Origin of the sequence: Dyella japonica (assembly GCF_040545895.1) — a bacterium.
GTDB lineage: Bacteria > Pseudomonadota > Gammaproteobacteria > Xanthomonadales > Rhodanobacteraceae > Dyella > Dyella japonica_D.
Genome location: NZ_JBEPMU010000006.1, coordinates 469,052 through 495,618, shown reverse-complemented (window position 1 = coordinate 495,618; position 26,567 = coordinate 469,052). Strand labels below are relative to the sequence as shown.

Here is a 26,567-nt window from a genome sequence, read left to right as displayed (position 1 = left end):
GCAATTGCGCACTAGCACCAAGCAATCTGCACACTAGCGCCAACAGTACTGCACAGGCGCGCCAGAATGCACAGAAACACCAGGCTGAGCGCTCCGGCTTCGGTATGGACATTACTTAATCGGTCGGCTTATGCCTCGTTAAATTCGTCAATATCGCTATCGGATTCAACGGTGATAGCCAACTGATAGGCCGACGATGCCTGCATGAAGACTGCCCAAAAGCGAGGCTCAAGGCACATATCCCCTCCCTTATAGAAATCCTCTCGCAACAAGATCTGATGCACCTGCGGCAGCCGCCAACATGGCACTCGCGGATAGAGGTGATGTTCGTTGTGGTAGTTGGAGCCAGCCTGGAGCAGGGTCCAGAAGACCGAGCTGTTTGTCCTGGAATCGTAACCTAGCCCCATTCCCGTTCCTGCATGCATCTGATATGGCGATAGGCCACCGATGAAGATGATTCCCACCATTGGCACCGCCACATATTGGAGGAACACATAAGGGTGCACCCAAGCCAACAGCGAGAAGCATGTGACCACGAGGACTTGGCATCCAACATTGAATAGCGCGAACGCCTGCATCTCAGAACGGCTAAACGGCGGCTTGTATTTGAAGCCAAGGTCTCGGCCAGCGGCCATGGCAAGGGTATAGCGCAGGTAATTCCTGTTAGCTGCTAGTCGAGCGAGGAACAGTCGCTGGAAAAAGGTGCGGAACCTACTGAAGGTCTTGCAATCGGGATCTGACGGTTGGTTCGTATACCGATGGTGCTCCCAATGTGAGGCGAAGAATCCAACCGCGAACGCTCCTGGCACAAGGGAGCTGATCATGACGCCTAAGGCCCCGCTCACGCGCCGGTTTGCGTGTAACGTGAAGTGAAAGCCTTCATGTCCCGCCACAGCGAGCATAAACCCACCGTACCCAGCGACAACCATGCACGGTAGTGACAGCACAATTTTGAAAGCCATCGGACTGCTGGTCTCAAACAGCAGTCCGATGGCGTTGCAAGGAATCAGCGACAGCGCCAGGCCGTAGACCACATACAGCAGTGTTTCCCATGCGCTAGGCCTGTAGAGGTACTCTGGGATGACTGGTTTGACAATGGGCATCGCAATTCCTTTTCGCGTGAAACATCTATCGACCTAACGCCCCGTCGTATCGAGGACCGGTAGTTTCAGCCAATTTCTTGGCGGCGATATCGGCCGCGCTCGGGTGGACGACATTGCTAATCCAACCGCACTTAGCGAAGAACCCATTGATCCACTGCATCGGGTCGATTTCACCATCAACCGCGGTACTTAGCGATTGCGGGAAAGCGTGATGGTTGTGGTGCAGCGTTGTTCCCATGCTTAGCATGGCTAGGGACGAGATATTCGTTGCACGGCCCTTGGTCGCGAACTTGCGGGATCCGACGCAATGGCAGAACCCGTTGATCACAAGCTCGGTAAAGGCATACCCAACGAACACGCGAAACGCCCCGAAATAGGCGAACCCCTTGAGACCGGTCTGCCAACCACCCAACGCGTAGCCCACTGCAAAGGGCACCATCAGGCCCAGGTACGAGACGACTACAAAATGTTTGTCGAAGAATCGCAGGACGGGGTCCTTGAGGAGCGAACCGGCGTAGTACGCCTTGGAAGTCGAACGGCGCGCGTACTTCCAGCCCACAGACGCCCAGAAGAGCCCCACCGTATAGACGCGCCAATTGCTCTCCCCAAACTGCCACGGCGTATGCGGATCTCGGTCCGGGACGTCGACGTGTCTGTGGTGTCGCTTGTGGTTCGCGACCCACTGAATCAGAGAGTCCTGGCACAGGATGGTTCCGAATACCGCGAGGACGACTCGGAAGGAGGGCTTCGCCTGGAATGCCCCGTGCGTGAAGTACATGTGGTAGGCCGTGTTGACCCCGATAGCGTTCGCGATAAACGCGACAGGTACTACGTAAGCCAAGTCCCAAGGGGAGATGAACATGAAACGAACAGCGAGCACGGTACCCACATGACGACAACCGTCGTCATGATGAAGTACGAGACACGACGGCCGTAAGCGCCGCGGCCCATTACCAGGATTTCGCCGGGATCAGCGACATTCATTGTCTCGTCCTTCCATGATTGGCGGGCGCATCTGCCTTGTCGTTCAAGCAGAGGCCGCAGTCAGAAACGCAACGGCACGCTCGACTACCGCGTCATTACGAACGATGCGGCGGTGGCCGAACCCCCTCGTTGAGTAGAGCTCCGTCTTGGATGGGCTTTCCTTATGGAGAAGCTCTGCATTCCAATATGGGATCTCCTGATCATCTTCGTCGTGAATGAGCAGCGTCGGTCTATTGAGACTGGCCAGCATCCCGCTGATAGACAACTTTTCCCAATAGAGCTTTCCGGGGTGTTCAGCTTCCAGGAGGGCACGCATGCGGGCCACGACACCTGCTGGGATGCCCAATAGGGTTCCGAATGCCTCAGTAACCCAGACGGCGTTCGAGAAGCAACCGATGAGGACCATCTTCGGCGCCTGCACACCGAAGTCGTGGGAGGCATACACGACATTGCCCGCCCCGAACGAGTGACCAAGGATTCCCCATAGCGGCCCGAATTGATTGGCAATGGCCTGCACCGTGGAAGCGTACTCCACCATATCGGTTCGGTTTCCTGTTGACGCCCCGTGAGCAGGTGCATCAAACGCGATAACGCGATAGCCACGCGCGATGGGCGGCGCCACAAACGCACCCAGCTGGCCGCCCCTCCCCCCCCCCAGGCATGACAAAGGAGAATGAGCTTCTCCCCGTCACCCCATTCGTACACCGCCACATCTTTGCCGGCCACCACCAGCCTGTGCTTCACAGCTCTTTCGATCAGCGACTGCTCTTTAGCCGACGGCCGGTGCTTTGGTGGCGTCAGGAACAGCTTCAGCGCCAACTTGGCCGCAGCCTCGCTGGACACGGCGCGCACCACACGCAAAGCCAATTTGATCGCCAACAAGGAGGCGTTCTTCTGATATCCCACCCGGGCAGGAGCGGGTGACTGCTGCATGGCTTCGTTACTCATACGGCCTCGATAGTGGCGTGGTGTTGTGGAGCGTCGCTGGGGGTGTCCGGGAAACATTCCTTATCGCGCCAACCAGAGGCGATGGAATCTTGCGTGGCCTATGGGATTCAGGATCGATAAAGACTCCAACCTGGTGTGCAGTGATGGCTTCGACAGCACGGTCAGCGAGTTGAAATGTGAAATCGACGCGCCACTTCACGGGGCTGAGTAGCGCGATGCCAAGCTGTCCTACAATCACATCGGTGTACGTGATCGGCCTGAGATAATTGACATGCGCTTCTGCGATAACGGAAAGGTTCTCTCGTAGCTCATGGCCAAAGGAGGCGAACACGTCGCGCATCATCTCGACGCGCATATCCTCCATCCAGCGGAGCACTACGGTGTTGCTAAGAAACCCCGTGAAGTCAACCTCGTATGGCTTTGGCCGGAAGATCCGCGAAACGCAAATCCCTTGCGCCGATGCGGCACTGGCGATCATCCCTGACGGACCTTGGCAAGCCTGGTCTGAGCGGCGGCCTTCTTACGCAAGGAGATTTGCAGAAGGTCCACGAGACCGGAGCTGAACCCACGCTCTGCCGCATCGAAGTAGCGGTCGTAGTGCGTGAACAGATTCTCGCCATAGCGCTCAACGACGACGACGCGGTTTTCGATCAGCGTGGCCTTCCACTCACGAAGCGTGCGGGCGTAATCCTTGCCAATACGCCTAAGCTCAATCGCTTCATAGATGCTTCTGCTGGACATCAGGACGTCATCGACACTCGGTAGCACGGAGCCCTTGAATACGTCTTCAAGCAGGAAGCGCACATCACGAACTTCGCTCAAGTCGCGGGGCAGTCGGTTAGTGATGATCGTCTGAAGCCCGAGGCTCGCGCTGTCGACAGAGATGTCGGAGCACCACTGGAAGAACTTGCGGTAGATCGTCCGGTGCTCATTTCGTGTGCGGTCTTCCATAGACGCGAAATGCTCGAAAGCGCCAACCGACATCACCGCATCGAACTTCTCCGCAGGCACCGGGTAATCGGCCCACGAACGAAGCTCAACCGCAATGTCTTCACGGGCATCCTGTGTGATGTAGTTGAACTGGTCCGTGCTCAGAGTCAGACCGACGGCCGACGCGGCGCCACGCTGGTCGAGGGCGTAGCGGATCAAGCCACCCCAGCCGCACCCCACATCCATGACGCGGTGGGTCGCACCGACGTTAGCGAAGGTGGCGATGCGGGCCAACTTTTGCTGCTGGGCATGCTCAAGGTTAGTGGCCCGTCCCAGACGCCGCAGCTGTAGGCCATGTGCGCCTTGTCGAGGAACAGCTCGTAGAAGGCATTATCCACGTCGTAGTGGTAGGAGATATCCGATTGCGTAGCCATGGATTAGTGCGCTGCTTCCAGTTCCGGAGACTTCAGCTTCTTGTTGAAGCGGCGTAGGTCGTGTGACGTCGCGAAGGACTCACCGAAGGCCGAGGACAGGTTCATGAGAATCGCGTCCTCAACCTTCGATTCCCAAGAGCGATCAAAGCAGATCTCATCGTTCAGCCAGATCTCCACCCACTCCGGGTCGGGCATGCGGCCGTTGACCGTATCGTTCGGATAGAGCGATCGATTGACGTGCAGATTGGTCGGGTGCATAGCGCGGTTCAAACGCGCGTTGGTCATCAGGACGCCGATCTTTGAGAAAGCGCGGTAGGCGTCTTCGCCCTGACGCGATATGGCTCGCCGCATATAGTCGTAATAGACGCGCGCGTGACGGGCCTCGTCATTCGCCAGCACCGTGTAAATGTGCTTGATGACGGGCTCTGTGTGATAGGCGGATGCGCACCGGTACCAATGATTGAGGCGAATCTCACCGCAAAAATGAAGTGCCAAGCTTTCGAGCGCAGGTGCCGGCTCAAACTCAAACCGGACCGCCGCAAGCTCCTCCTCGGTCGGGGAGAACTCCGGCGCGAAGCGACGCAGGTACTCGAGCAGCGTGAGGCTATGCTTCTGCTCCTCGAAGAACCAGATGGACATGAACGCCGAGAAATCCACGTCGTGCTGATTGTCCCGCAGAAACATCTCTGCCGTTGGCATCGCCGACCACTCGGCAATGGCGTTCATCTTGATACCGTGCAAATGTCTTTCAGTTAGCTTGCTGCGGTCGAACTGGTCCCACGGGATGTCGGTTTCCAAACTCCAACGAGCCCGCTCAAGGCGATGGAAAATTTCCGGAAATAGCATGATGTTCCCCAGGATAGTTTAGACAGCCGCCGAGTCGGGCACGAGAATCCCCTCGCGGTCGAACAGTTCGTAGATCTCGCTGATGCAGGAGCCACACCCGCCATTGCAGCCGGTGAACTGATCAATGGCCTACTCGAATGGGAGCGCATTCGTTTTCTGAGCGATCACGATGTCGTCGAGCGACTTGTTTGAGCATATGCAATACATCGCAACAATTCTCCTATTTTCCCTTTCGGGGTACGGCAAAGCAGCCGTGACGAACATGTGTCACGGCTGGGGGCCTACGCTGCGCTTAAGCCGATTGGATTAGCAGCCCAGACTGCATGGAGCACAAAGCATCCCGCCGTCCCATCTCGAATGCGCATGTCACATCTGTTTTGGCCGTGCAGTCCCACGTCGATACGGGCACTTTCGCGCTCGGCTGCAAGTACGTTCTGTCGCCCAAGGTGAACAACATTGGCAAGTCCGGGTAATGGCGCGTCAATAGCACCAGCGTCCTGCGACGCTGCTCAAGCGTTTGCTCTTCCACGGGCACGCTGTCTACGAAGCCACCGTCTAAGGCGAAATCTCCATTGACCCGCAGCGCCGGCATGATTGGCGGCGCCGTAGCAGACGCCACTAGCAACGTCTGTGCGGCATCCATCGATGTGTCGGCGCAGATCGTGAGGAAATCCTGGCGCAGCCCTAGCCACCTGGGGAGCTTCGGGTGCAGGCTCTTGGACCAGTACTTTTCGACAAGGTATGCGAGCGTTCCCGCGAGCGCGCTGCCACTGACGCCAAGCAGTTTGTTTGGCCGCGTCACCGCAACCGTAAGGGTTGTCGTGGATGCGCGGAACTTGGAGAACGATTCAGCGTTGAGGAAAGTCGCAATCCACGCGGGATAGATCGTCGTGTGCGCAAAACGTAGTTTGGGGCGCCGGGAAAAATCGAAGATGCTGGGATTGCTGGCATATGCGGTGATGCATGTGTCCAGCGCATGTTGCGCGCCATACGTCAAAAGCGATGCAGCTACCGCTGCGCCGCCACTGGTCCCAACGAACCTTTGCGGACGCCCGAAGCCCGAGTCGAACAACTGGGTTAGAAGTCCCGCCTGCCACCAGCAACGGTTGCCACCGCCAGCAAAGACCAAGGTCTCCACCTGATCAAATTTGTAGTAGGCCATCCCCGCCACTGCAGACATCATACCCATCCTATAGATCCGTCCACCTTTCTTGACTCTATTAGGTCGTTTTCTGCAAATGTGTCACCAGATCTGGTGCGACAGGCCCTGGCTCTTCATGGCAATACAGTGCTGGCCGACTTGATGGCTATCCGAGGTTAGCCATCGTCATTACGGCGACACCATCGGACATGCCCTATTTCTGGCGGAAAAGTTGTTGCGACAGGGTCGACTGGCAGACAAGTTTGAACGAACGTGTTTCCAGCAAGGTGTGACCAGTGCGGTGTGGCGAGGGCGGAGATGGCCTACCAAATGGCGGTAAGCGAGGGGAGCGGATGGATCATCCACTTGAAACCAGCGGTGTCCGCGATCAGTCACAGGTGAGCGCCATCGAGGATGGCATACAACCCCAGGCATACTTATGCCGCGAAACACTGAGGCGGATCGCCAGTGCGATGTATCGGTGGGTTCAAGCATCGCGGAGTGCCGCACCCGCCGCCCAGGAGAACCGATGGCGCGCGATCGCGGGAGCCATGGCTGTACGGCGGCATATGGTATCGAGTACCCGTGAGCATGCCGCTTGCCTCAATCACGGCTTCCGCTGATAGACCTGCGTGCGTCGCTGAATCAACCAGGGGCGAATGTAGATGCGCTGAATGAACCAGCCCATGCCCACGAAGATGGCTGCCAGTTCGACCAGTTTGGCGATCAGCAGGAGCGTCACAGTGCTTTGACGCGACGCCAGATGGTACGCCTGAAACCCCATTAGGCCCAGCATCGCGAGCATGAGTCGGCCGTACACCATCATCCAGCGGCTGGCACTCAAGAGCACCTCCTTCGGCTTGAAGGACAAGGCGCCGGCGCGATATCGAAAAACCCAGCGACGCAACATGTGGTTGTCAAGAACGCCGAAGACGTTGCGAGATGGGTAAAAGAGGATCGGGAAGGAAAATAAGATAGCGAAGCCGCAAAGCCTGGGCTCAAGCAAGCGAATTGGGTAATCGCTGGGAATGTGGGTGACGTAACGCGCAAGGCAATGCCCCTTCCCTAGCCCTGCCAACTGTCCCTCATCACCTTGCTTCACGGCTCCTTTCGCATTCAGGACACAGCTCCACCTGATACGCGCAGCGCGTCCAGGTAATTAGCCCATGCCTTCATCATGCGTACCCGTTCGTCCAGGTATTGAGCAGCATGGGTATATGCCTCGCGTACCTTATTGGTTTCGGCATGAGCAAGCTGACGTTCAATGGCATCTGGATTCCAGCCCATTTCATTGAGGCGGGTCGCGGCCATGCTGCGAAAACCATGTCCGGTCATTTCCTCTCCGGAATAACCTAGCCGACGCAGCGCAGCATTTACGGTGTTTTCGGACATAGGGCGATTCCCTGTGCGCAAGCCTGGAAATACATAGCGCCCAATCCCTGTCAGCGGGTGAAGCTCCCGCAAGATCGCCACCGCTTGCGGTGCCAATGGAACCAAATGCGCTGCTTTCATTTTCATTCGTTCGGCAGGAATTCTCCAAAGTGCTTGATCAAGATCGATCTCGCGCCACTCAGCCTGCCTAAGTTCACCAGGGCGCACGAACACTAGTGGTGCCAATCTCAACGCAGCCAAAGTCACGAACTGGCCCGCAAATCCATCAATCGCACGGAGCAGCTCCCCCATTCGCAGCGGGTCCGTGATGGCAGCATGGTGCTTGTTCTTGGGTGGTTTCAGTGCTCCACGCAAGCTGGCAGTTGGATCAGCGTCGACCTTGCCTTCCAATACAGCGTAACGAAACACTTGCCCAGCTTTGATCTTTGCTCGCTTCGCGGTTTCCAACTTACCCGTAGCTTCAACCTTGCGCAGCACATCGAGCAGATCTCGCGCGCTGATTCCTCCGATGGGGCGACTGCCAAGATCCGGAAACAGGAAGGTCTCGAGTAGCCAGCGAGTCTTGTTGGCTGTCACCTCAGCCACATCCTGCCGCGCCATCCACTCTCGAGCGACGACTTCAAACGTATCGATCGTAACCGCCATGGCCTCAATCTTGGCCAGTTTGGCTGCCTTTTTATCCGCACTGGGATCACGCCCTTGAGCGAGCATCCTGCGCGCATCTTCTCTGCCGTTTCGGGCGGCGGCCAACGTCACATCCGGATAGACCCCCAGAGCCAGCCTTTTCTCCTTGCCGTCCACCCGATATTTCAATCTCCAGTATTTGGAGCCGGTGGGCATCACCTCCAGGTAGAGGCCCCCACCATCAGCAAGCTTGTAGGGCTTGTCGCGCGGCGCAGCTTTCCGGATAGCTGTATCGGTCAGTGGCATGGGGGCATCTATGGAGGGAGTAGAGGGTATTCGAGCTCGAATGCCCCCAAATATGCCCCCGAAGACCACCGGCTTACAAGGGATGCCCCTGGATGCCCCTGGACACTCCAGACACAAAAAAACCCGCTAAATAGCGGGTTTCTTTGAAGTTTCTGGACTCAATGAGACGTCCTGAAACAAGTTATTGGTGCCCAAGGGGGGACTCGAACCCCCACGCCTTACGGCGCTACCACCTCAAGGTAGTGCGTCTACCAATTCCGCCACCTGGGCAGGTGTCTTGCTTAGTTTTTCTTTGCCGGTTCCGTCGCGGCTGGCACGTCGCCCGAAGACTTGGCCGGAGCCGTGGCAGCGGGAACGTCACCCTGTGCCGGCTTGGTGGCCTGCGGGATTTCCGCGTTGGCCGGAGCGGCGGGCTGCGCATTTTGCGTTGCAGCCGGCTTGTTGGCAAGACCGGACATCACACCCAGGTCGCTGCCGTTATCGGTCTGCGCCTTGCCGTTGTGGCCCAGGTAAATACCCATGCCAAGGCTGAGCGCGAAGAACAGCGCTGCCAGCACCGCCGTGGAGCGAGTGAGGAAGCTGGCCGAACCACGTGCACCGAACACGGTTGCGGACGCGCCGCCACCGAAACCCGAGCCTGCGTCGGCACCAGCGCCGCGCTGCATCAGGATCAGCACGATCATCGCCGCGGCGATCAGAATGTAGAAGACGCTGAAGATGACGAACATGGTTCTGTTTAAGAGTCCGTAGCGCTCAATGCGCCGCAGCGCAGATTCCCAGGAAATCGGCTGATGCCAGCGAGGCGCCCCCGATCAATCCACCATCCACGTCTGCTTGCGCGAACAATTCCGCAGCATTCGCCGCTTTGACGCTGCCGCCGTAAAGCAGCCGGGTCAGACGGGCAATCATAGCATCTTCTTTTTCCAGTTGGCTACGGATGAACGCATGAACGTGTTGCGCCTGCTCGGGCGAGGCGGAGTGGCCGGTGCCAATGGCCCAGATGGGTTCATAGGCGATCACGGCGGTGTCGAAGCTGCCGATGCCGTTCACTTCCAACACGGCCTTGAGCTGTCGCGCCACCACTTCTTCGGTTTCGCCGGCCTGGCGCTGCGCCAGCGTTTCACCCACGCAGAGAATGGGCGTGAGGCCGCCGGCGCGCGCGGCGGCGAATTTGCGCGCCACCTGCGCGCAGGTTTCGCCGTGATATTGGCGACGCTCGGAATGACCCACGATGGTCCATTGCGCACCCACGTCCGCCAGCATGGCCGCGGAAACTTCGCCGGTGTACGCGCCCTGCCCGTCATGCTCGCTCACGTCCTGGCCGCCGAAGCCAAGGCCCGAACCGGCATGCTGCCCCGCCAGTTCGCCGAGGTACGGGAACGGCGGACACACCACCACGTCGACGGCGGTTGGCAGGGCCGCGACGATGTCGCTGACCAGAGCCGTCGCCATGCTGCGGCTACCATGCATCTTCCAGTTGCCGGCGACGAGTTTCTTGCGCATGCGCGTATTCCATTGCGTATAAACCCGAAAGCTTACCGATCGACCATGCCACTGGCAACGTAATAAAGACAAACCATTGCCGTTACGGAAAAAATCGGTCGGACCACAAGGAGACCACTTTTATGCCACCAGCCCGTCCCCTCAGCCTGGTCACCGGCGCCTCTGCCGGCATCGGTGCCGCCTTTGCGCGCGATCTTGCGGCGCGCGGCCACGACCTGGTGCTCACTGCCCGGCGTGTCGAGCGGCTTGAAGCACTGGCTCAAGAGTTACGCGACCAGCATAAGGCCAGTGTGACGGTGCTACCGGCCGATCTAGCCGACCCGGCCGCCGTACTCCAATTGTGTGAGGCGCTGGATGCGCGTGGACTTAGGGTGGACTGGCTGATCAACAACGCCGGTTACGGTGTGCCCGGCACGTTCGAGGCGGTGGATTGGCCGGTGCACGAGGCCTTTATCCGCGTATTGATGACGGCACCGGCCGAACTGGTGTGGCGCCTGCTGCCCGGCATGCGCGAACGTGGCTACGGCCGCATCATCAACGTGGCCTCGTTGGCCGGACACGTGCCGGGTTCCGTCGGCCATACGCTTTACGCGGCGAGCAAGGCTTACCTGATCAAGTTCTCGCAATCGCTGGCGCTGGAGAACCGCCATCGTGGCGTGAACGTATGCGCGCTCTGCCCGGGCTTCACCTGGTCGGAATTCCACGACGTCACCGGCACGCGGCAACTGATGAACAACCTGCCCGGCTTCATGTGGCAAAGCGCGGAAGACGTGGTGCGCGAAGGCCATGACGCGGTGGAGCGCGGCGACGTGGTGCATGTGACCGGTGGCGTGAATCGCTTCATCAAGGCGTTGATGAAGTTGCTGCCGGACAGGTTCACGCTGTGGCTGTCGGCGAAGGAATCGAGGCGTTATCGGGATCTCGGCGAAGCTTCCTAGGCCATCGCGAACACTCGATATCCTTCCCTCAAGGGATGCGTTGCCTCGCACAAGGCAACGCATCCGGCGCGTTGCGCTCAATCGCCGCCGATATACTGCGCGTGTTCCATTTCCCGCAGCACCTGTCGGAGATGTCGATGAGCTTCAAGGATCATTTCTCCGGGCACGCCTCGATCTATCGCGAGGCACGCCCTTCTTATCCCGATGCGTTGTTCGAATGGCTCGCGAAGACGACGCCTGCGCGTGATCTTGCGTGGGATTGCGGTTGCGGCAACGGGCAAGCCGGCGTGTCGCTCGCGGCGCATTTTGCGCGTGTATTCGCGAGCGACCCCAGCGCGAGCCAAATCGCCAACGCCGAGCCGCGCGCAAACATCGAATACCGCGCAGAACCTTCCGAGCATTGTTCGCTGCCCGACGGCAGCGCCGATCTGGTGACCATTGCGCAAGCGCTGCACTGGTTCGATTTCGATGCGTTCTATCCGGAAGTGCAGCGCGTGCTCAAGCCTGGCGGCGTGATCGCGGCGTGGTCATACGCGGACTGCCACATCACGCCGGCCATCGAGGCACTGAAGAACCGCGTGTATGTGGATCTCGTCGGCCCCTACTGGCCACCGGAGCGCGCGCTGGTGGAAGCCGGCTATCGCACGATTCCGTTTCCGTTCGCGGACATCCAGGCGCCGCCGTTCGAAATGTCGGCACACTGGAAGGTCGATCACTTCCTCGCCTATCTGCGTTCGTGGTCGGCAACGCAGCGTTACATGAAAGACAAAGGGGAAGATCCGGTGGCGCTGGTGGAAGCGGAGCTTCGCGCGGCGTGGGGAGAAGGTGTGCGCGAGGTGCGCTGGGATTTTTATATGCGATGCGGGCGCGTCTAGGGCGAGATAGAAACGTTCCTGCGAGAGCACCCGCCCCTCGCCACCGTAAAGGTGGCAATGCCCCAACCCTCTCCCCGAAGGGGAGAGGGAGGAACGCGCAACGTCAGATCAACTTGATCTCACGCAAGCGCTCCAGCAGATACTCATGCGAGGTGATGCTGGTGTTGTAGCGGCTCGGGTTGTCCGGCGTGATCGTCTGCGGCAGCGGATCGAGCACCACGTCCGGGTTCGGATGCAGGAAGTACGGCACCGAGTAACGCGGCGTGCGGGCGTTGTCGTTCTGCGGGTTCACCACGCGGTGCGAGGTGGACGGATACACGTGGTTTGTCAGGCGCTGAAGCATGTCGCCGATGTTCACCACAATGGCGTCGCCTTCGGTGGTGATCGGCAGCCACTCGCCTTCGCGCGTGAGCACTTCCAGGCCTTCGGCGCTGGCGCCGACCAGCAGCGTGATGAAGTTGATGTCCTCGTGCGCACCGGCACGCACGTTCGGAATGTTTTCCTCGGTGATCGGCGGGTAATGAATCGGGCGCAGGATGGAGTTGCCCTGGTCGATCTTGTCGTCGAAAAAGTGTTCCGGCAGGTCGATGTGCAAAGCCAGTGCGCGCAGCACGCGCGAGCCGAGCTGGTCGAGTGCTTCGAACAGGCCGTAGCCGTTCTGCTTGAAATCCGTAATTTCTGCCGGCCAGATATTGGGCGGCATCACGTCGGCGAATTTCGAATCACGCGGGATTTCGCGGCCGACGTGCCAGAACTCCTTGAGGTCGGCGAACTTGCTGTCCTTGGCCGTTTCCACCTTGTACGGCGTGTAACCGCGTGCGCCGCCGCTGCCGGCCACGTGGTACTTCATCTTGGTTTCGTTGGGCAGCGCGAAGAAGCGCTGGAACGAGTCGTAGGCGCCGTCGATCAGCTCGCGCGGAATGCCGTGGCCGCTGATGCAGCAGAAGCCGTATTCACGGTAGGCGTTGCCCAGTTCGGCAACGAATGCGGCACGGTCGGTGCCGTAACGACGGATGTCGAGAGTCGGAACTTTCTTCATGATCTGTCCACAGGTTGTGCGTGCGGTCCACTTGTCAGTCCGCCACCGCAGGGGCGGGGCACGTCGGGCCAATCCTTGGCGACCTGGGTAACAAAAACGCTTTACAGGCTCACGAACGTTCTGCGGCGGATTTTACGACACCTGCGAGCTGTTCGGCCAACTGGCGCACCTCGGCCTCGTCGGCTGCTTCCACCGTCACACGCACCAGCGGTTCGGTGCCCGAGGCGCGCAGCACCACGCGGCCGCGGCCGGCCAGGGTCTGCTCGGTCTCGGCCAGCGCGGCGCGCACGGCCTCGCTGCCCAAGGCTTCGCGGGCACCATCGGCGCGCACGTTGATCATGATCTGGGGCATCTTGTGCAATCCCTGGCGCGCCTGGGACAGGTCCGCACCGGCCAGCGCTTCGAGCACGGCCAGCGCGGAGACGATGCCATCGCCGGTGGTGGCGCGATCCAGGCACAGGATGTGGCCGGAGGTTTCGCCGCCCAGGTTGCCGCCGTGCTCCTTGAGCTGCTGCAGCACGTAACGGTCGCCCACGTTGGCGCGGATCAACTTCACGTTCAGCTTGGCCAGCGCCAACTGCAGGCCGTAGTTGCTCATCAACGTGCCGACCACCGGGCCAAGCAGCAGGCCCTGCGCGTGCCAGGCGTTGGCGAGCACATAGAGAATGTCGTCGCCATCGGCCAGCTTGCCGTGGCGGTCGACGAGCTGCAGCCGATCGCCATCGCCGTCGAAAGCAATGCCGATGTCCGCGCCCTGCTCCACCACCGCGCGCTGCAACGACTGCGGATGCGTGGAGCCCACGTCGCGATTGATGTTGAAGCCATCGGGCTTGTCGCCCAGGGTGGTGACCACCGCGCCCAGCTCGGCAAACACCTTCGGCGCCACCTGGTAGGTCGCGCCGTTCGCGCAGTCCAGCACGATCTTGATGCCGCGCAGGTTGAAGTCTTCGGACACCGTGGATTTGCAGAACTCGGCGTAGCGCGTCACCGCATCGGCGATGCGGATGGCCTTGCCCAATTGCTCGGACGGCACTGTGGCAAAGTCCAGCTCGAGTTCTTCCTCGATGGCCAGCTCCACTTCATCGGACAGCTTCTCGCCGTTGGCGGAGAAGAACTTGATGCCGTTGTCGTGATGCGGGTTGTGCGAGGCGCTGATCACGATGCCCGCATCCGCACGCAGCGAGCGCGTGAGGAAGGCAACGCCCGGCGTGGGCATGGGACCGAGCAGCGATACGTCGGCACCGGCTGCGACCAGGCCGGCTTCCAGCGCCGATTCGAACATGTAGCCGGACACGCGCGTGTCCTTGCCGATCACCACCTTGGGGCGGGCGCGGCCGTTGCGCGCGAGCACCACGCCCAGGGCACGCCCCAGGCGCAGCATGAAGTCCGCGCTGATCGGCCACTGCCCTACGAGACCGCGAATACCGTCGGTGCCGAAATATTTCCGTTGCGTCATGGTCGTGCTCCTACCGGGTCGGCGCATGCGTGCGCCCGACATCCTGGTCTGTATGGTTTATTCGTCGTCCGGCCAACGCGGCGCGGAAGGTTTGTCGTCGCGACGCGCCGGTGTATCGCCTGCCTGCACGGCATGCCATACCGCGAGCGCGTCCACCGTGGCCGCCACATCATGCACGCGCACCATGCGCGCGCCACGCTGCACCGCGATGACGGCGGCAGCGATGGAGCCGGCCAAGCGGTCCGTGGCAATCTTTCTGCCGGTCATCGCGCCGATCATCGACTTGCGCGACAGGCCCACGTACACGCCGCTGCCCAGGCTGGCGAAACGCTCCAGCGCGCGCAGCAGCGCGAGATTGTGTTCTAGGTTCTTGCCGAAGCCGAAGCCCGGGTCGACCATCACCTTGCGGCGGTCGATGCCGGCCAGTTCGCATGCGAACAGGCGATCGGTGAGGAAGCGATGCACGTCGCCCACCACATCGTCGTACTGCGGATCGTCCTGCATGCCGCGCGGCTCGCCCAGCATGTGCATCAGGCACACCGGCACGCCGAGTTCGGCAACGGCGTCCAACGCGCCTTCGCGACGCAGCGCGTAGACATCGTTGACCATGCCCGCGCCTGCGGCCACCGCGGCGCGCATCACTTCCGGCTTCGAGGTATCGATGGCGAGCGGCACGTTGGTGCGCGCCGCCAGTTGTTCGATGACCGGCACGACGCGGCGAAGTTCTTCCTCCACTAACACGTCCTCAGCGCCAGGGCGCGTCGACTCGCCGCCGATGTCGAGCATGTCCGCGCCCTCTTCCACCATGCGCAGGCCGTGCGCCACGGCATCATCCAGCGAGGCGTAGCTGCCGCCATCGGAGAACGAATCGGGCGTGACGTTGAGAATGCCCACCACGCGCGGGCGGTCGAGTGTGAGCGGCCGGCCGTTGCAGTCGAGCACGGTGGCAAACAGGTCCGCAATCATCATCATTCCTCGATGGCGGTAACGAGCTGGGGCGAATCGAACAAAGCGCTGGGCGCGATCACCGGCTCATCGAGAGGCGGCTTGCCGTGATAGCGCTCCTGCAGCTTGCTGCGAACGATGGGATTGTCCAGGCGGAAATCGCGCAACCTGGCGAGCGGAGCCAGCTCGATGCCGTAAGCCCGCTTGTAGAGCTTCCAGACCAGCTCGGAGCAATACATGCGCTGGTCGGACCAGGCGAAGGCCGCATCGTAGGGCTTGCCCAGCATGGCGCGAGCCTCGCGCTGCAGGCCGGCCTCGGCGACGGTCGACTGGAGCGGGCGAACATCCCGCAAGCGGCGCACGGTGTAATGCCCGCCGCGCCCACGCGCCACCCAGCGATCGAGCTCGGTATAACGCACCGTGCCTTCGGCCTCCAGCACGTACGGCTTGCCCTGCCGATACACCACCACGCCCACGTGGCTCCAGCGCGACCCCGTGGCCACTTGGATGGCCTGGCTCTGCGACGAGGTCGACGTCTGGAAGATCAGGTCGCCGTCACGCAGCGCAGCGGGCGCCGCCGGCGCCGCGCTGGCGCAGATCAGCCAGAGCAGTCCGAGCGACACGGACCCGATGGTCCTCATACGTCGGCGACGACCATGCCGCTGAGCGGACCCATGTGCTGGCGGTAATAGCGCAACTCGTCGATGGAGTCGCGGATGTCCGACAACGCCGTGTGCGCAGATTCCTTGGCGAAGCCCTTGCCGATGGCGGGCGCCCAGCGGCGCGCCAGTTCCTTCAGGGTCGACACGTCGAGGTTGCGGTAGTGGAAGTAGCGCTCCAGGCGCGGCATCTGGCGATGCAGGAAGCGGCGATCCTGGCAGATGGAGTTGCCGCACATCGGCGACTTGCCGGGGGCCACCCAATCCTTGAGGAAGTCGAGCGTGGCCTGCTCGGCGGCGAGATGATCGTCGGCCGAGGCGACCACCTGGTCCCACAGGCCCGAGCGGCGATGCTGGTTGCGATTCCACGCATCCATGCCTTCCAGCCGCTCCAGCGCATGGCGGATCGCGAACACCGGGCCTTCGGCGAGAATGCGAAGGTCCTTGTCGGTGACGATGGTGGCGATCTCGAGGATGGAGTCGTTGTCCGTATCGAGCCCGGTCATTTCCAGATCGATCCAGATCAGATTGTCTTCGTTCGCTTGGCTCATGCGCCCTCCTGGACGCGAAGTCTAACAGCAGCTTGCCGGGCGCAACCCTAATTTTCGGCAAGGCTCTCAGGCCGAACCCTCACCGGGGGTGCGTGGAGCACGCATGAAGGCCGTGCGATGATCGCTGCATGCAGACCTTCTTCTGGCACGACTACGAGACCTTCGGCGCCGATCCATGGCGCGATCGCCCCGTCCAGTTCGCGGGCATCCGCACGACCATGGAGCTGGACATCGTAGGCGAGCCGGTGATGTTCTTCGGCAAGCCCCCGCGCGAGATGCCACCTCACCCCGATGCCTGCCTGATCACCGGCATCACCCCGCAGCAGGCCGAGCGCGAGGGCGTGATCGAGGCCGACTTCGCCGCGCGCGTGCATGAACAACTGGCCCAGCCCGGCACCTGCGGCGTGGGCTACAACTCGCTGCGCTTCGACGACGAGATCGGCCGCCAGCTGTTCTATCGCAACATGTTCGAGCCCTATGGCCGCGAGTGGGAGAACGGCAACTCACGCTGGGACCTCATCGACCTGGTGCGCATGTGCCAGGCGCTGCGGCCCGAGGGCATCGAGTGGCCAAGGCGCGAGGACGGCTCGCCGAGCTTCAAGCTGGAACACCTGGCCACGGCCAACCACCTGCGGCAGGAACGCGCGCACGATGCCTTGTCGGACGTGTACGCACTGATCGATCTGGCGCGCCTCATCCGCGTGCGCCAGCCACGCCTGTGGGACTGGTACTTCAGCCTGCGCCGCAAGCAGCGCGTGTTCGAGATGCTCGACGTGGTGGCGATGACGCCGGTGGTGCATGTGTCGTCGCGCTATCCGGCGAGTCGCCATTGCCTTGCCGTGGTGGCGCCGCTGGCCGCGCATCCGAGCCGGCCCGGAGAGATCATCGTCTACGACCTGGCCAGCGATCCCTCGGAACTGCTCGCGCTGGACGAGGACGAGATCGCCGACCGCGTATTCACCGCGCGTGCCGACCTGCCCGAAGGCGTCGAGCGGATTCCCTTGCGCACAGTGCGCGCCAATCGCGCGCCGGCACTGGCGCCGCTCTCCACGCTCAAGGGCGTGGACCTGGAGCGCCTGCAAGTGGACCTGGATCGCGCACACGCGCATCGCGACATGCTCGCTTCCGCCGATGGCTTGGCCGCCAAACTGCGTCGCGTGTTCCAGCGCGCTGCTGAACTGCCGCCGCCGCAGGATCCGGAACTGGCCTTGTACAGCGGCTTTCTTCCCGATGCGGACAAGCGTCTGCTCACCGAGATCCGCGGCACGCCGCCGGCGCAACTGGGGCAGCGAGAATTTCCCTTCCGCGATCCGCGTTATCCGGAGCTGCTGTTCCGCTACCGCGCACGCAACTGGCCGGACACGCTGAGCCTGGACGAACAGACGCGCTGGCAGGCTTTCTGCCGCGATCGCCTGACCAAGCCCACGCCACTGACGAACCTCACCCTGGACGACTATTTCGCGCGCATCGCTGCGTTGCGTGCGGACGATGCGCAGCAGGGCAAACGCGACATCCTCGATCAACTGCAAGCCTGGGGCGAGATGCTCGCCGCCGAGGTTGCCCCCATCAGCGCCTGACAACCGACACCATGGCCAAGACCTATTTTTCGCCCGCCACCTTCCGCTTTCTCCGCGCGCTCGCCAAGAACAACAACCGCGAATGGTTCCAGGAGCACAAGGACGATTACGAAACGAACGTGCGCGAGCCGTTCCTTGCGCTGATCGGCGACATCCAGGCGCCGCTGAGCAAGATCAGCAAGCATTACCGCGCCGATGCGCGCAAGAACGGCGGCTCGCTGTTCCGCATCTATCGCGACACGCGTTTTTCCAACGACAAGCAGCCGTACAAGCCGTGGCAGGGTGCGCGCTTCTTCCACGAGCGTCGCCACGAAATTCCCGCGCCCTCGTTCTACGTGCATATCCAGCCGGGCGAGTGTTTTGCCGGCGGCGGCATGTGGCATCCGGAGCCCGACGCGCTCAAGCGCATCCGCGAATTCCTCGCCGACAATCCCGAGGCCTGGAAGAAGGCGACGCGCAGCAAGGCGTTCCGCGATCACTTCGAGTTCTGGGGCGAGGCGCTGAGCCGGCCGCCGCGTGGGTTCGATCCGGCGCATGAGTTGATCGACGACATCAAGCGCAAGGATTTTGCGTGCGGCGAAGTGTTCGACGAGAAGCTGGCGTGTTCGGCGGAGTTGTTGCCGTGGTTGGTGGATACGTATAAGCGAGTGGCGCCGATGGTGGATTATTTGTGTGCGGCGCAGGAGTTGGAGTTTTGAACCCTATAGCCTGACCTCAGCCTCACAGCGTCGTCATCCCAGCGAAAGCTGGGATCCAGTGTCTTTACACGGTGAGCTAAAACATCAAAGTCTCTGGATCCCAGCTTTCGCTGGGATGACGAGCATCAGGAAGCCGGGCAGATCAGCTTCCCTCTTCTACCAATCGCAGGCCCGGCCGCTGCTTCGCCAACTTCCGCAGCAGTGCAGCGAAGTTCTGCAGGTCTTCGTGCCACGGCGTGGCTTCGCGCCAGTAGAGCGCAATCTCGCGGCCGGGCGCTTGCCCCTTGAGCTTGGCGAGTACCACGTTCGGCATCGACGCGAGTCGTTCGTGCGCCAGCGCCGGCACCAAGGCGTAGCCGCCGCGCAGTTCCACCAGCGCGGCGAGGCTTTCCAGGCTCACGTCCTGCACGTGTCCACCACCGAGCACGTCCTCGCTATGGCTTTCCATCATCAAGGTGGCGTCGCTCGCTTCCAATTGCTCGATCGCCACGCTGCGCTTGCCAGCCAAGGCATGGTCAGCGCGGAACATCACTTCCCACGGTTCGAAGAACAATGGACGCATGGCCACGCCGCTGACAGGCGGCACGCGCGGCGCGAGCACGGCGTCAAGCTCGCCTTCGTTCAAGCGGCGCAGCAATCCACGCGGCTTGCCTTCGGAAAGGCTCAGGCGCGTGCCGGGGAAATGCTGGGGAAACGGTCCAATCAAATGCGGCAGCAAGTACGGGCCAAGCGACGCGGGAACGCCAAGACGAAGCTCGCCACCGAATGCCACCTCGCCAGCACGCGCGACTTGCTGAAGATGCTCGGCCGAGGCGAGCACGGCATCGATCTGCTCCAGCAGACGTTGGCCGCCTGCGGTGGGAACGATGCGACGACCACCGCGCTCGAACAGCGGCGCGCCTAGCGCCTGTTCCACTTTCTGCACCTGATGCGAGAGGCCCGACGGACTGATGTGCATCGCACGCGCTGCGCTGTTGAAGCTGCCATGGCGACGCACCGCCTGCACCAGCATCAGGTCGCGAAGCGAGACTACCGATAGGTGGGAAGAGATCATCCGCTGGGTGCTGGCCTGGCCTGTGACGGAGCGAAGCATAAACGACGACGCCCCTGTTCGCCTCAGACCGTCATTCCCGCGCAGGCGGGAATGACGGTGAGGAAAATTTCCAAGCTTCAACAAAGGTACTGACGCAAAAAGAAAGGGCGGCTTTCGCCGCCCTTCCCTTGCCACCTTGCGATGACTTACCGCTCTCAGGCGATGACCGTGTTGGCCACGTCCTGGTAGTCGGCGATCTGGTCGAAGTTCAGGTACTTGTAGATCTTCTCGCCATTGGCGTCGATCACGCCGATGTCCGTCATGTACTCCGCCTTGGTCGGGATGCGGCCAAGACGCGAGCAGATCGCGGCCAGCTCGGCCGAACCCAGGTACACGTTGGAGTTCTTGCCCAGACGGTTGGGGAAGTTGCGGGTGGAAGTGGAGAACACCGTGGCGCCCTCGCGCACCTGCGCCTGGTTGCCCATGCACAGCGAGCAACCCGGCATTTCCATGCGGGCGCCGGCGGTGCCGAGCACGCCGTAGTGGCCTTCCTCGGTCAATTGCTGCTGATCCATCTTGGTCGGCGGCGCAACCCACAGCTTGGTCGGGATATCGCGCTTGCCTTCCAGCAGCTTCGACGCGGCACGGAAGTGACCAATATTCGTCATGCACGAACCGATGAACACTTCATCGATGGTGGCGCCGGCCACGTCGCTGAGCGTCTTCACGTCGTCCGGGTCGTTCGGGCAGGCCACGATGGGCTCGTGCACGTCGGCCAGGTCGATCTCGATGACGGCGGCGTATTCGGCGTCGGCATCACGCTCCAGCAACTGCGGGTTGGCGAGCCAGGCTTCCATCGCGGCGATGCGGCGCTGCAGGCTGCGCGGATCCTTGTAGCCCTGCGCGATCATGTACTTCAGCAGCGTGATGTTGCTGTTGATGTATTCGATGATCGGCGCCTTATCGAGGTGCACCGTGCAACCGGCGGCGGAACGCTCGGCGGAGGCGTCGGACAGTTCGAACGCCTGCTCCACCTTGAGATTCGGCAGACCTTCGATTTCCAGGATGCGGCCCGAGAAGATGTTCTTCTTGCCCTGCTTGGCGACGGTGAGCAGACCGCTCTTGATCGCGTACAGCGGAATCGCGTTGACCAGGTCACGCAGGGTCACGCCCGGCTGCAGTTCGCCCTTGAAGCGCACCAGCACGGATTCGGGCATGTCCAGCGGCATCACGCCAGTGGCGGCGGCAAACGCCACCAGGCCCGAGCCGGCCGGGAAGGAAATGCCGATCGGGAAACGCGTGTGGCTGTCGCCGCCGGTGCCGACGGTGTCGGGCAGCAGCATGCGGTTGAGCCAGGAGTGGATCACGCCATCGCCCGGACGCAGCGAGATGCCGCCACGCGTGCTGATGAATTCCGGCAGCGTGTGGTGGGTCTTCACGTCCACCGGCTTCGGATAAGCGGCAGTGTGGCAGAACGACTGCATGACGAGGTCGGCCGAGAAACCCAGGCAAGCCAGGTCCTTCAGTTCGTCACGGGTCATCGGGCCGGTGGTGTCCTGCGAACCCACCGAGGTCATCTTCGGTTCGCAGTAGGTGCCCGGGCGCACGCCCTGGCCTTCCGGCAGGCCAACCGCGCGGCCCACCATCTTCTGCGCCAGCGTAAAGCCCTTGCCGGTATCGGCCGGCTGCTGCGGCAGGCGGAACAGCGTGGACACCGGCAGGCCCAGCGCTTCGCGCGCCTTGGCGGTAAGGCCGCGGCCCACGATCAGCGGAATGCGGCCGCCGGCGCGCACTTCGTCGAACAGCACGTCGGACTTCACCTGGAACTCGGCGATCACTTCGCCGTTCTTCAGTGCCTTGCCTTCGTACGGACGCAGCTCGACCACGTCGCCCATGTTCATGCTGGACACGTCGAGTTCGATCGGCAGTGCGCCGGCATCTTCCATGGTGTTGTAGAAGATCGGGGCGATCTTGCTGCCCAGGCACACGCCGCCGAAGCGCTTGTTCGGAATGAAGGGGATGTCTTCGCCGGTGAACCACAGCACCGAGTTGGTGGCGGACTTGCGGCTGGAACCGGTGCCGACGACGTCGCCGACATAGGCCACGAGGTGACCCTTTTCCTTCAGCGATTCGATGAAGGCGATGGGGCCGCGCTTGCCGTCTTCTTCCGGCTGGAACGGTGCGCCGTCGCGCTTGTTCTTCAGCATGGCCAGCGCGTGCAGCGGGATGTCCGGGCGCGTGGTGGCGTCGGGTGCCGGCGACAGATCATCGGTGTTGGTTTCGCCCGGCACCTTGAACACGGTGATGGTCAGGCTTTCCGGTACTTCCGGCTTGCTGGTGAACCACTCGGCGTCGGCCCAGCTCTGCAGCACGGCCTTGGCGTTGGCATTGCCCTTGTCGGCCTTGTCCTTGACGTCGTGGAAGGCGTCGAACATCAGCAGCGTGTGCTTGAGCGCGTTGGCGGCGACGGTGCCGATCTGCGCGTCGTCGAGCAACTCGATCAGCGGATGGATGTTGTAGCCGCCGAGCATGGTGCCCAGCAGTTCCGTGGCCTTCTCGCGCGAGATCAGCGCGTTCTTCTCGGTGCCGAACGCCACGGCCGCCAGGTACGAGGCCTTGACCTTGGCCGCGTCGTCCACGCCAGCCGGCACGCGGTGGGTGATCAACTCGACCAGGAAGGCTTCCTCGCCAGCCGGCGGGTTCTTCAGCAGCTCGATCAGCTCGGCGGTCTGCTGGGGCGACAGCGGCAGCGGCGGGATACCCAGCGCGGCGCGCTCGGCAACATGTTGGCGGTAGGCGTTGAGCATGTGGTCTCGTCCGGTGAACTTCGATCAAAGGGGCAGCGGGCGGTGGCTTGCGCCATCGCAGCGGAGAATCGCCCGAGGGGAGAGGTTCCGCGTGGCCGCTGCCGGCGTCCGACAAGGCGCAAGGCCTTGTCGCCATGCCGTTTTTGGCGGCATCACAGCCCGCTATTTTGCCAGCCGGAACCCTTACGCCGCAACGCAAGACATCGCTTCCGGGAGCGTTCGAAATCTTGCAATGCGAATGTGCGGGAATGCCCGATCGGGTCTCTTGCAGGGCTGGGGTTTTGGCCCAAACTGAATGGTGCGCATGAAATGGAGCAATTTCTGGTCCCTGTCCTCATCGCTCGCCAGTCCAGCGACGACGAGATGACGAGATCAAGGGCTTTGAAATTCCCCTCACGTTTCCTGCTCTAGGATCACCGAGTTACGCGTCCGCGCGTTCGCAGACTCACGCAACAGGAGTTAGCCCCATGCTGGATTCATTCGCCACCCGCGACACCCTCACTGTCAACGGCAGCCAGTACCAGATCGCCAGCCTGACCAAGCTCGGTCAGCGCTTCGACCTCAAGACCCTCCCCTACTCGCTCAAGATCCTCCTGGAGAACCTGTTGCGCCACGAGGATGGCGTCAACGTGACCTCGAAGGAAATCGAGGCCATCGCCAACTGGGACGCCAAGGCCGAACCCGATACCGAAATCGCCTTCATGCCGGCCCGCGTGGTCTTGCAGGATTTCACCGGCGTGCCCTGCGTGGTGGACCTTGCCGCGATGCGCGATGCCGTGGTGAAGCTCGGCGGTGACGCCAAGCAGATCAATCCATTGGCGCCGGCCGAACTGGTGATCGACCACTCCGTGCAGGTGGATGTCTACGGCTCCGAATCCGCGCTGGAGAAAAACGTCGAGATCGAATTCCAGCGCAACCAGGAACGCTATGCCTTCCTGCGCTGGGGCCAGAAGGCGTTCGACAACTTCAAGGTGGTGCCGCCGCGCACCGGCATCGTGCATCAGGTGAACCTGGAGCACCTGGCACGCGTGGTGTTCACCGCGAAGAAGGACGGCACTGACTGGGCCTACCCGGACACCGTGTTCGGCACCGACTCGCACACCACCATGATCAATGGCATCGGCGTGCTGGGCTGGGGCGTGGGCGGCATCGAGGCTGAGGCGGCCATGCTGGGCCAGCCTTCGTCGATGCTGATTCCGCAGGTGGTGGGCTTCAAGCTCACCGGCAAGCTCTCTGAAGGCGTCACCGCCACCGACCTCGTACTCACCGTGACGCAGATGCTGCGCAAGCTCGGCGTGGTGGGCAAGTTCGTGGAGTTCTTCGGCAGCGGCCTCAAGCACCTGGCGCTGGCCGACCGCGCCACCATCGGCAACATGGCGCCGGAATACGGTGCAACGTGCGGCATCTTCCCGATCGACCAGGAAGCGCTCAATTACCTGCACCTGTCCGGTCGCAGCGAAGAGCAGATCCGGCTGGTGGAGGCCTATGCCAAGGCGCAGGGCCTGTGGCACGACGAAAACGCCATCGAGCCGCGCTTCACCACCACGCTGGAACTCAACCTCGCCGACGTGAAGCCATCGCTCGCGGGCCCCAAGCGTCCGCAGGATCGCGTGCTGCTGGAAGGCGTGCAAAAGAGTTTCCATGACGCCGTGGGTCCGCTCACCGCCAACCGCAAGCCGCGCACCGAGGAAACCTCGGCCTTCATCGCCGAAGGCGGTTCGGCGGCGATCGGCAACCCGGCCAACGACATCACCGATAGCGGCGTGCGCGTGGACAAGGACGGCGAGTCGTTCAAGCTGGGCGATGGCGCCGTCGTCATCGCCGCCATCACCTCGTGCACCAACACCTCCAACCCGAGCGTGATGCTGGGCGCCGGTCTCGTGGCGAAGAAGGCCGCGGCCAAAGGCCTGAAGGCACAGCCGTGGGTGAAGACCTCGATCGGTCCGGGTTCCAAGGTGGTCACCGACTATCTCGAAAAGACCGGCCTGCTGAAGGAGCTGGAAAAAGTCGGCTTCTTCATCGTCGGCTATGGCTGCACCACCTGCATCGGCAACTCCGGTCCGCTGCCGCCCGAAATCAGCAAGGGCATCGCCGAAGGCGATCTCGCCGTGGCGTCGGTGTTGTCGGGCAACCGCAACTTCGAAGGCCGCGTGCATCCGGAAGTGAAGATGAACTACCTGGCCTCGCCGCCGCTGGTGGTGGCCTACGCGCTGGCCGGCACGCTCGACATTGACCTCAGCAAGGATCCACTGGGCACCGGCAGCGACGGCAAGCCGGTGTACCTCAAGGACATCTGGCCGACCAACCAGGAAATCTCGGACATCGTGGGCAGCGCGCTCAATCCGGAAATGTTCGAGAAGAGCTATGCCGATGTGTTCAAGGGCGACACGCGCTGGAACCACATCGCCTCGCCCGATGGCGACGTGTACAAGTGGGACGACTCCACCTACATCAAGAACCCGCCGTACTTCGAAGGCATGAGCAAGGACCCGGGCTCCATTGAAGACGTACACGGCGCACGCGTGCTCGGCCTGTTCGGCGACTCCATCACCACCGACCACATCTCGCCGGCCGGCTCGATCAAGAAGGACAGCCCGGCGGGCCGCTTCCTCATCGGCAAGGGCGTGGAACCGAAGGACTTCAACTCCTACGGCTCGCGTCGCGGCAACGACGATGTGATGGTGCGCGGCACCTTCGCCAACATCCGCATCAAGAACCTGATGCTCGATGGCGTGGAAGGGGGCTATACGCTCCACGTGCCGAGCGGCGAGCAGATGGCCATCTACGACGCGGCGATGAAGTACAAGGCCGACAAGACGCCGCTGGTGGTGCTGGCCGGCAAGGAATACGGCACGGGCTCGTCGCGCGACTGGGCGGCCAAGGGCACGCTGCTGCTGGGCGTGAAGGCGGTGATCGCCGAGAGCTTCGAGCGCATCCACCGTTCCAACTTGGTGGGCATGGGCGTGCTGCCGCTGCAGTTCGAAGACGGCCAGAACGCACAGTCGCTGGGCCTGACCGGCAAGGAAACCTTCGACATCACCGGCCTCAACGGCGGCGAATCGAAGACCGCCAAGGTCACCGCAACGGGCGCCGACGGCAAGAAGAAGGAGTTCACCGTGAAGGTGTTGCTGCTCACGCCGAAGGAGCGCGAGTTCTTCCGTCACGGCGGCATCCTGCAGTACGTGCTGCGCCAGCTGGCCGGAAAGAAAGCCGCCTGATCCTCGTTGCAGGCCGCTTTCGGTAAGGAGGAGACGCCGCCGCTGGGCGGCGTCTTCTTTGGAGGAACCTTACCCCGCGGACGTCCACGTGGCCGAATAACAGCGCCACTCGCTCCCTTCCTTCCGCCACGCCGTCTCCACCTGATACACGCCGATCTGCGCGGGCAGCATCTTTCCGCCGCTGGTCAGGGTGAGGGTGAAGCGCGCGATGTAACGCTCGCCGCGAGGCTCCACCTCAATCGGCCCGCTCAGGGCGTGGATCGTCTCGCCGCGAAACCGGGCGGCGTGCAGCAACCCGAGGATTTGCCGGCGCTCCATCTCGCCGTTGTTGCCGCTGAAATCCTCGCTCAGCAACGCGTCCAGCGACGAGGCATCCGCCTGTTCGGCCGCCCGCTCGGCCGTTTCGATGCCTTGGCGCACCCGACTTTCGTCGGGCGTGCGGTGACAGGCCGCCAGGCCGATCGCCAGCAGTGCGCAAAACAGTGGATTTACAAGCAGTTTTCGTGGCAAAGACATGGCGAATTCTCGTTGCGGCGCGGCTTGCTGCTATACGCGAGCGT

Annotated in this window: 25 protein-coding genes, 1 tRNA gene and 1 pseudogene; 6 read left to right on the top strand and 21 right to left on the bottom strand. The window is 62.0% G+C overall.

From position 1 onward, the window contains the following. Positions 1–128: 128 nt before the first annotated feature. The 3 genes from ABIC75_RS20640 to ABIC75_RS20630 all read right to left on the bottom strand — a co-directional run bounded on the left by ABIC75_RS20640 (position 129) and on the right by ABIC75_RS20630 (position 2,754). Positions 129–1,103: a fatty acid desaturase family protein gene (locus ABIC75_RS20640; protein ID WP_354015770.1), complete on the bottom strand. Its 975-nt coding sequence runs from the start codon at positions 1,101–1,103 to the stop codon at positions 129–131. A gap of 25 nt (positions 1,104–1,128) precedes the next feature. Continuing rightward, on the bottom strand, positions 1,129–1,983 hold the full coding sequence (locus ABIC75_RS20635; RefSeq protein WP_354015769.1) for a fatty acid desaturase: 855 nt from the start codon (positions 1,981–1,983) through the stop codon (positions 1,129–1,131). A gap of 147 nt (positions 1,984–2,130) precedes the next feature. Continuing rightward, the gene (locus ABIC75_RS20630; RefSeq protein WP_354015768.1) at positions 2,131–2,754 is read right to left on the bottom strand and encodes an alpha/beta hydrolase; all 624 of its coding nucleotides are present in this window, start codon (positions 2,752–2,754) and stop codon (positions 2,131–2,133) included. Positions 2,755–2,760: 6 nt separating this feature from the next. Here ABIC75_RS20630 and ABIC75_RS20625 point away from each other — a divergent pair, with 6 nt between their 5' ends. Further along, a complete protein-coding gene (locus ABIC75_RS20625) occupies positions 2,761–2,985 on the top strand; it encodes a hypothetical protein (protein ID WP_354015767.1) in 225 nt (74 codons plus the stop codon). 42 nt (positions 2,986–3,027) lie between these two features. Here ABIC75_RS20625 and ABIC75_RS20620 read toward each other — a convergent pair whose 3' ends face one another. The 10 genes and pseudogenes from ABIC75_RS20620 to tpiA all read right to left on the bottom strand — a co-directional run bounded on the left by ABIC75_RS20620 (position 3,028) and on the right by tpiA (position 10,211). Next, positions 3,028–3,513, bottom strand: a complete 486-nt coding sequence (locus ABIC75_RS20620; RefSeq protein WP_354015766.1) for an acyl-CoA thioesterase — start codon at positions 3,511–3,513, stop codon at positions 3,028–3,030. Continuing rightward, positions 3,510–4,301, bottom strand: a complete 792-nt coding sequence (locus ABIC75_RS20615; protein WP_354015786.1) for a class I SAM-dependent methyltransferase — start codon at positions 4,299–4,301, stop codon at positions 3,510–3,512. Before ABIC75_RS20615 ends, ABIC75_RS20620 begins: the two co-directional genes overlap by 4 nt. A gap of 2 nt (positions 4,302–4,303) precedes the next feature. Next, positions 4,304–4,399 (bottom strand): annotated as a pseudogene (locus ABIC75_RS20610) (class I SAM-dependent methyltransferase); the annotation flags it as partial. A gap of 3 nt (positions 4,400–4,402) precedes the next feature. Next, positions 4,403–5,245, bottom strand: a complete 843-nt coding sequence (locus tag ABIC75_RS20605) for a hypothetical protein (RefSeq protein ID WP_354015765.1) — start codon at positions 5,243–5,245, stop codon at positions 4,403–4,405. Positions 5,246–5,537: 292 nt separating this feature from the next. Beyond that, positions 5,538–6,425: a patatin-like phospholipase family protein gene (locus ABIC75_RS20600; protein WP_354015764.1), complete on the bottom strand. Its 888-nt coding sequence runs from the start codon at positions 6,423–6,425 to the stop codon at positions 5,538–5,540. A 568-nt stretch (positions 6,426–6,993) separates the two neighbouring features. Continuing rightward, positions 6,994–7,488, bottom strand: a complete 495-nt coding sequence (locus ABIC75_RS20595) for a hypothetical protein (protein ID WP_354015763.1) — start codon at positions 7,486–7,488, stop codon at positions 6,994–6,996. Positions 7,489–7,502: 14 nt separating this feature from the next. Further along, positions 7,503–8,708: a tyrosine-type recombinase/integrase gene (locus tag ABIC75_RS20590; RefSeq protein WP_354015762.1), complete on the bottom strand. Its 1,206-nt coding sequence runs from the start codon at positions 8,706–8,708 to the stop codon at positions 7,503–7,505. Between the two features lie 185 nt (positions 8,709–8,893). After that, a tRNA-Leu gene (locus ABIC75_RS20585) sits at positions 8,894–8,978 on the bottom strand. An 11-nt stretch (positions 8,979–8,989) separates the two neighbouring features. Further along, entirely contained in the window at positions 8,990–9,436 is a 447-nt protein-coding gene (gene secG / locus ABIC75_RS20580) for a preprotein translocase subunit SecG (protein WP_354015761.1), read from the bottom strand. Positions 9,437–9,461: 25 nt separating this feature from the next. Continuing rightward, a complete protein-coding gene (gene tpiA, locus ABIC75_RS20575; RefSeq protein ID WP_354015760.1) occupies positions 9,462–10,211 on the bottom strand; it encodes a triose-phosphate isomerase in 750 nt (249 codons plus the stop codon). Positions 10,212–10,333: 122 nt separating this feature from the next. On the opposite strand from tpiA, the gene ABIC75_RS20570 reads away from it, so the two are divergent. Together ABIC75_RS20570 and ABIC75_RS20565 are read left to right on the top strand one after the other, a co-directional pair. Further along, complete coding sequence (locus ABIC75_RS20570) at positions 10,334–11,149, top strand: SDR family NAD(P)-dependent oxidoreductase (protein WP_354015759.1); 816 nt, start codon at positions 10,334–10,336, stop codon at positions 11,147–11,149. A gap of 137 nt (positions 11,150–11,286) precedes the next feature. Beyond that, on the top strand, positions 11,287–12,024 hold the full coding sequence (locus ABIC75_RS20565; protein WP_354015758.1) for a class I SAM-dependent methyltransferase: 738 nt from the start codon (positions 11,287–11,289) through the stop codon (positions 12,022–12,024). Between the two features lie 103 nt (positions 12,025–12,127). Here the strand turns inward: ABIC75_RS20565 and ABIC75_RS20560 are convergent, their stop codons facing one another. The 5 genes from ABIC75_RS20560 to orn all read right to left on the bottom strand — a co-directional run bounded on the left by ABIC75_RS20560 (position 12,128) and on the right by orn (position 16,674). Further along, positions 12,128–13,063, bottom strand: coding sequence for an isopenicillin N synthase family dioxygenase (locus tag ABIC75_RS20560; RefSeq protein ID WP_354015757.1), 936 nt, complete (start codon positions 13,061–13,063; stop codon positions 12,128–12,130). 109 nt (positions 13,064–13,172) lie between these two features. Continuing rightward, positions 13,173–14,519 carry a phosphoglucosamine mutase gene (glmM, locus tag ABIC75_RS20555; protein WP_354015756.1) on the bottom strand — a complete coding sequence of 449 codons (1,347 nt, stop codon included), beginning with the start codon at positions 14,517–14,519 and terminating at the stop codon, positions 13,173–13,175. Positions 14,520–14,576: 57 nt separating this feature from the next. Then, positions 14,577–15,491 (bottom strand): dihydropteroate synthase, encoded by a 915-nt coding sequence (gene folP / locus ABIC75_RS20550; RefSeq protein ID WP_354015755.1) that lies wholly within the window; start codon positions 15,489–15,491, stop codon positions 14,577–14,579. Then, positions 15,488–16,087: a YiiX family permuted papain-like enzyme gene (locus tag ABIC75_RS20545; protein ID WP_354015754.1), complete on the bottom strand. Its 600-nt coding sequence runs from the start codon at positions 16,085–16,087 to the stop codon at positions 15,488–15,490. Before ABIC75_RS20545 ends, folP begins: the two co-directional genes overlap by 4 nt. A 14-nt stretch (positions 16,088–16,101) precedes the next feature. Beyond that, positions 16,102–16,674 carry an oligoribonuclease gene (gene orn, locus ABIC75_RS20540; RefSeq protein ID WP_354015753.1) on the bottom strand — a complete coding sequence of 191 codons (573 nt, stop codon included), beginning with the start codon at positions 16,672–16,674 and terminating at the stop codon, positions 16,102–16,104. A 128-nt stretch (positions 16,675–16,802) separates the two neighbouring features. Between orn and sbcB the strand changes: the two genes are divergently transcribed. After that, positions 16,803–18,251, top strand: coding sequence for an exodeoxyribonuclease I (sbcB, locus tag ABIC75_RS20535; protein WP_354015752.1), 1,449 nt, complete (start codon positions 16,803–16,805; stop codon positions 18,249–18,251). A gap of 11 nt (positions 18,252–18,262) precedes the next feature. Beyond that, entirely contained in the window at positions 18,263–18,949 is a 687-nt protein-coding gene (locus tag ABIC75_RS20530) for a DUF2461 domain-containing protein (RefSeq protein WP_354015751.1), read from the top strand. Between the two features lie 142 nt (positions 18,950–19,091). Here ABIC75_RS20530 and ABIC75_RS20525 read toward each other — a convergent pair whose 3' ends face one another. After that, complete coding sequence (locus ABIC75_RS20525) at positions 19,092–20,003, bottom strand: LysR family transcriptional regulator (protein ID WP_354015750.1); 912 nt, start codon at positions 20,001–20,003, stop codon at positions 19,092–19,094. A 194-nt stretch (positions 20,004–20,197) separates the two neighbouring features. Beyond that, positions 20,198–22,789: a bifunctional aconitate hydratase 2/2-methylisocitrate dehydratase gene (locus tag ABIC75_RS20520; RefSeq protein ID WP_354015749.1), complete on the bottom strand. Its 2,592-nt coding sequence runs from the start codon at positions 22,787–22,789 to the stop codon at positions 20,198–20,200. Between the two features lie 467 nt (positions 22,790–23,256). On the opposite strand from ABIC75_RS20520, the gene acnA reads away from it, so the two are divergent. Then, positions 23,257–26,007 carry an aconitate hydratase AcnA gene (acnA, locus tag ABIC75_RS20515; protein WP_354015748.1) on the top strand — a complete coding sequence of 917 codons (2,751 nt, stop codon included), beginning with the start codon at positions 23,257–23,259 and terminating at the stop codon, positions 26,005–26,007. Between the two features lie 69 nt (positions 26,008–26,076). Here the strand turns inward: acnA and ABIC75_RS20510 are convergent, their stop codons facing one another. Further along, positions 26,077–26,523, bottom strand: coding sequence for a hypothetical protein (locus tag ABIC75_RS20510; protein ID WP_354015747.1), 447 nt, complete (start codon positions 26,521–26,523; stop codon positions 26,077–26,079). Positions 26,524–26,567: the final 44 nt, after the last annotated feature.

Excerpts from the sequence above, each read along its gene's own strand:
- ABIC75_RS20530 (WP_354015751.1), top strand. The coding sequence starts at position 18,263 with ATGGCCAAGACCTATTTTTCGCCCGCCACCTTCCGCTTTCTCCGCGCG.
- ABIC75_RS20640 (WP_354015770.1), bottom strand. The coding sequence starts at position 1,103 with ATGCCCATTGTCAAACCAGTCATCCCAGAGTACCTCTACAGGCCTAGC.
- acnA (WP_354015748.1), top strand. The coding sequence starts at position 23,257 with ATGCTGGATTCATTCGCCACCCGCGACACCCTCACTGTCAACGGCAGC.
- folP (WP_354015755.1), bottom strand. The coding sequence starts at position 15,491 with ATGATGATGATTGCGGACCTGTTTGCCACCGTGCTCGACTGCAACGGC.
- glmM (WP_354015756.1), bottom strand. The coding sequence starts at position 14,519 with ATGACGCAACGGAAATATTTCGGCACCGACGGTATTCGCGGTCTCGTA.
- ABIC75_RS20570 (WP_354015759.1), top strand. The coding sequence starts at position 10,334 with ATGCCACCAGCCCGTCCCCTCAGCCTGGTCACCGGCGCCTCTGCCGGC.
- secG (WP_354015761.1), bottom strand. The coding sequence starts at position 9,436 with ATGTTCGTCATCTTCAGCGTCTTCTACATTCTGATCGCCGCGGCGATG.
- ABIC75_RS20600 (WP_354015764.1), bottom strand. The coding sequence starts at position 6,425 with ATGTCTGCAGTGGCGGGGATGGCCTACTACAAATTTGATCAGGTGGAG.
- ABIC75_RS20510 (WP_354015747.1), bottom strand. The coding sequence starts at position 26,523 with ATGTCTTTGCCACGAAAACTGCTTGTAAATCCACTGTTTTGCGCACTG.
- ABIC75_RS20605 (WP_354015765.1), bottom strand. The coding sequence starts at position 5,245 with ATGCTATTTCCGGAAATTTTCCATCGCCTTGAGCGGGCTCGTTGGAGT.
- tpiA (WP_354015760.1), bottom strand. The coding sequence starts at position 10,211 with ATGCGCAAGAAACTCGTCGCCGGCAACTGGAAGATGCATGGTAGCCGC.
- ABIC75_RS20525 (WP_354015750.1), bottom strand. The coding sequence starts at position 20,003 with ATGATCTCTTCCCACCTATCGGTAGTCTCGCTTCGCGACCTGATGCTG.
- ABIC75_RS20590 (WP_354015762.1), bottom strand. The coding sequence starts at position 8,708 with ATGCCACTGACCGATACAGCTATCCGGAAAGCTGCGCCGCGCGACAAG.
- ABIC75_RS20565 (WP_354015758.1), top strand. The coding sequence starts at position 11,287 with ATGAGCTTCAAGGATCATTTCTCCGGGCACGCCTCGATCTATCGCGAG.
- ABIC75_RS20620 (WP_354015766.1), bottom strand. The coding sequence starts at position 3,513 with ATGATCGCCAGTGCCGCATCGGCGCAAGGGATTTGCGTTTCGCGGATC.
- ABIC75_RS20560 (WP_354015757.1), bottom strand. The coding sequence starts at position 13,063 with ATGAAGAAAGTTCCGACTCTCGACATCCGTCGTTACGGCACCGACCGT.
- ABIC75_RS20520 (WP_354015749.1), bottom strand. The coding sequence starts at position 22,789 with ATGCTCAACGCCTACCGCCAACATGTTGCCGAGCGCGCCGCGCTGGGT.
- ABIC75_RS20625 (WP_354015767.1), top strand. The coding sequence starts at position 2,761 with ATGAGCTTCTCCCCGTCACCCCATTCGTACACCGCCACATCTTTGCCG.
- orn (WP_354015753.1), bottom strand. The coding sequence starts at position 16,674 with ATGAGCCAAGCGAACGAAGACAATCTGATCTGGATCGATCTGGAAATG.
- sbcB (WP_354015752.1), top strand. The coding sequence starts at position 16,803 with ATGCAGACCTTCTTCTGGCACGACTACGAGACCTTCGGCGCCGATCCA.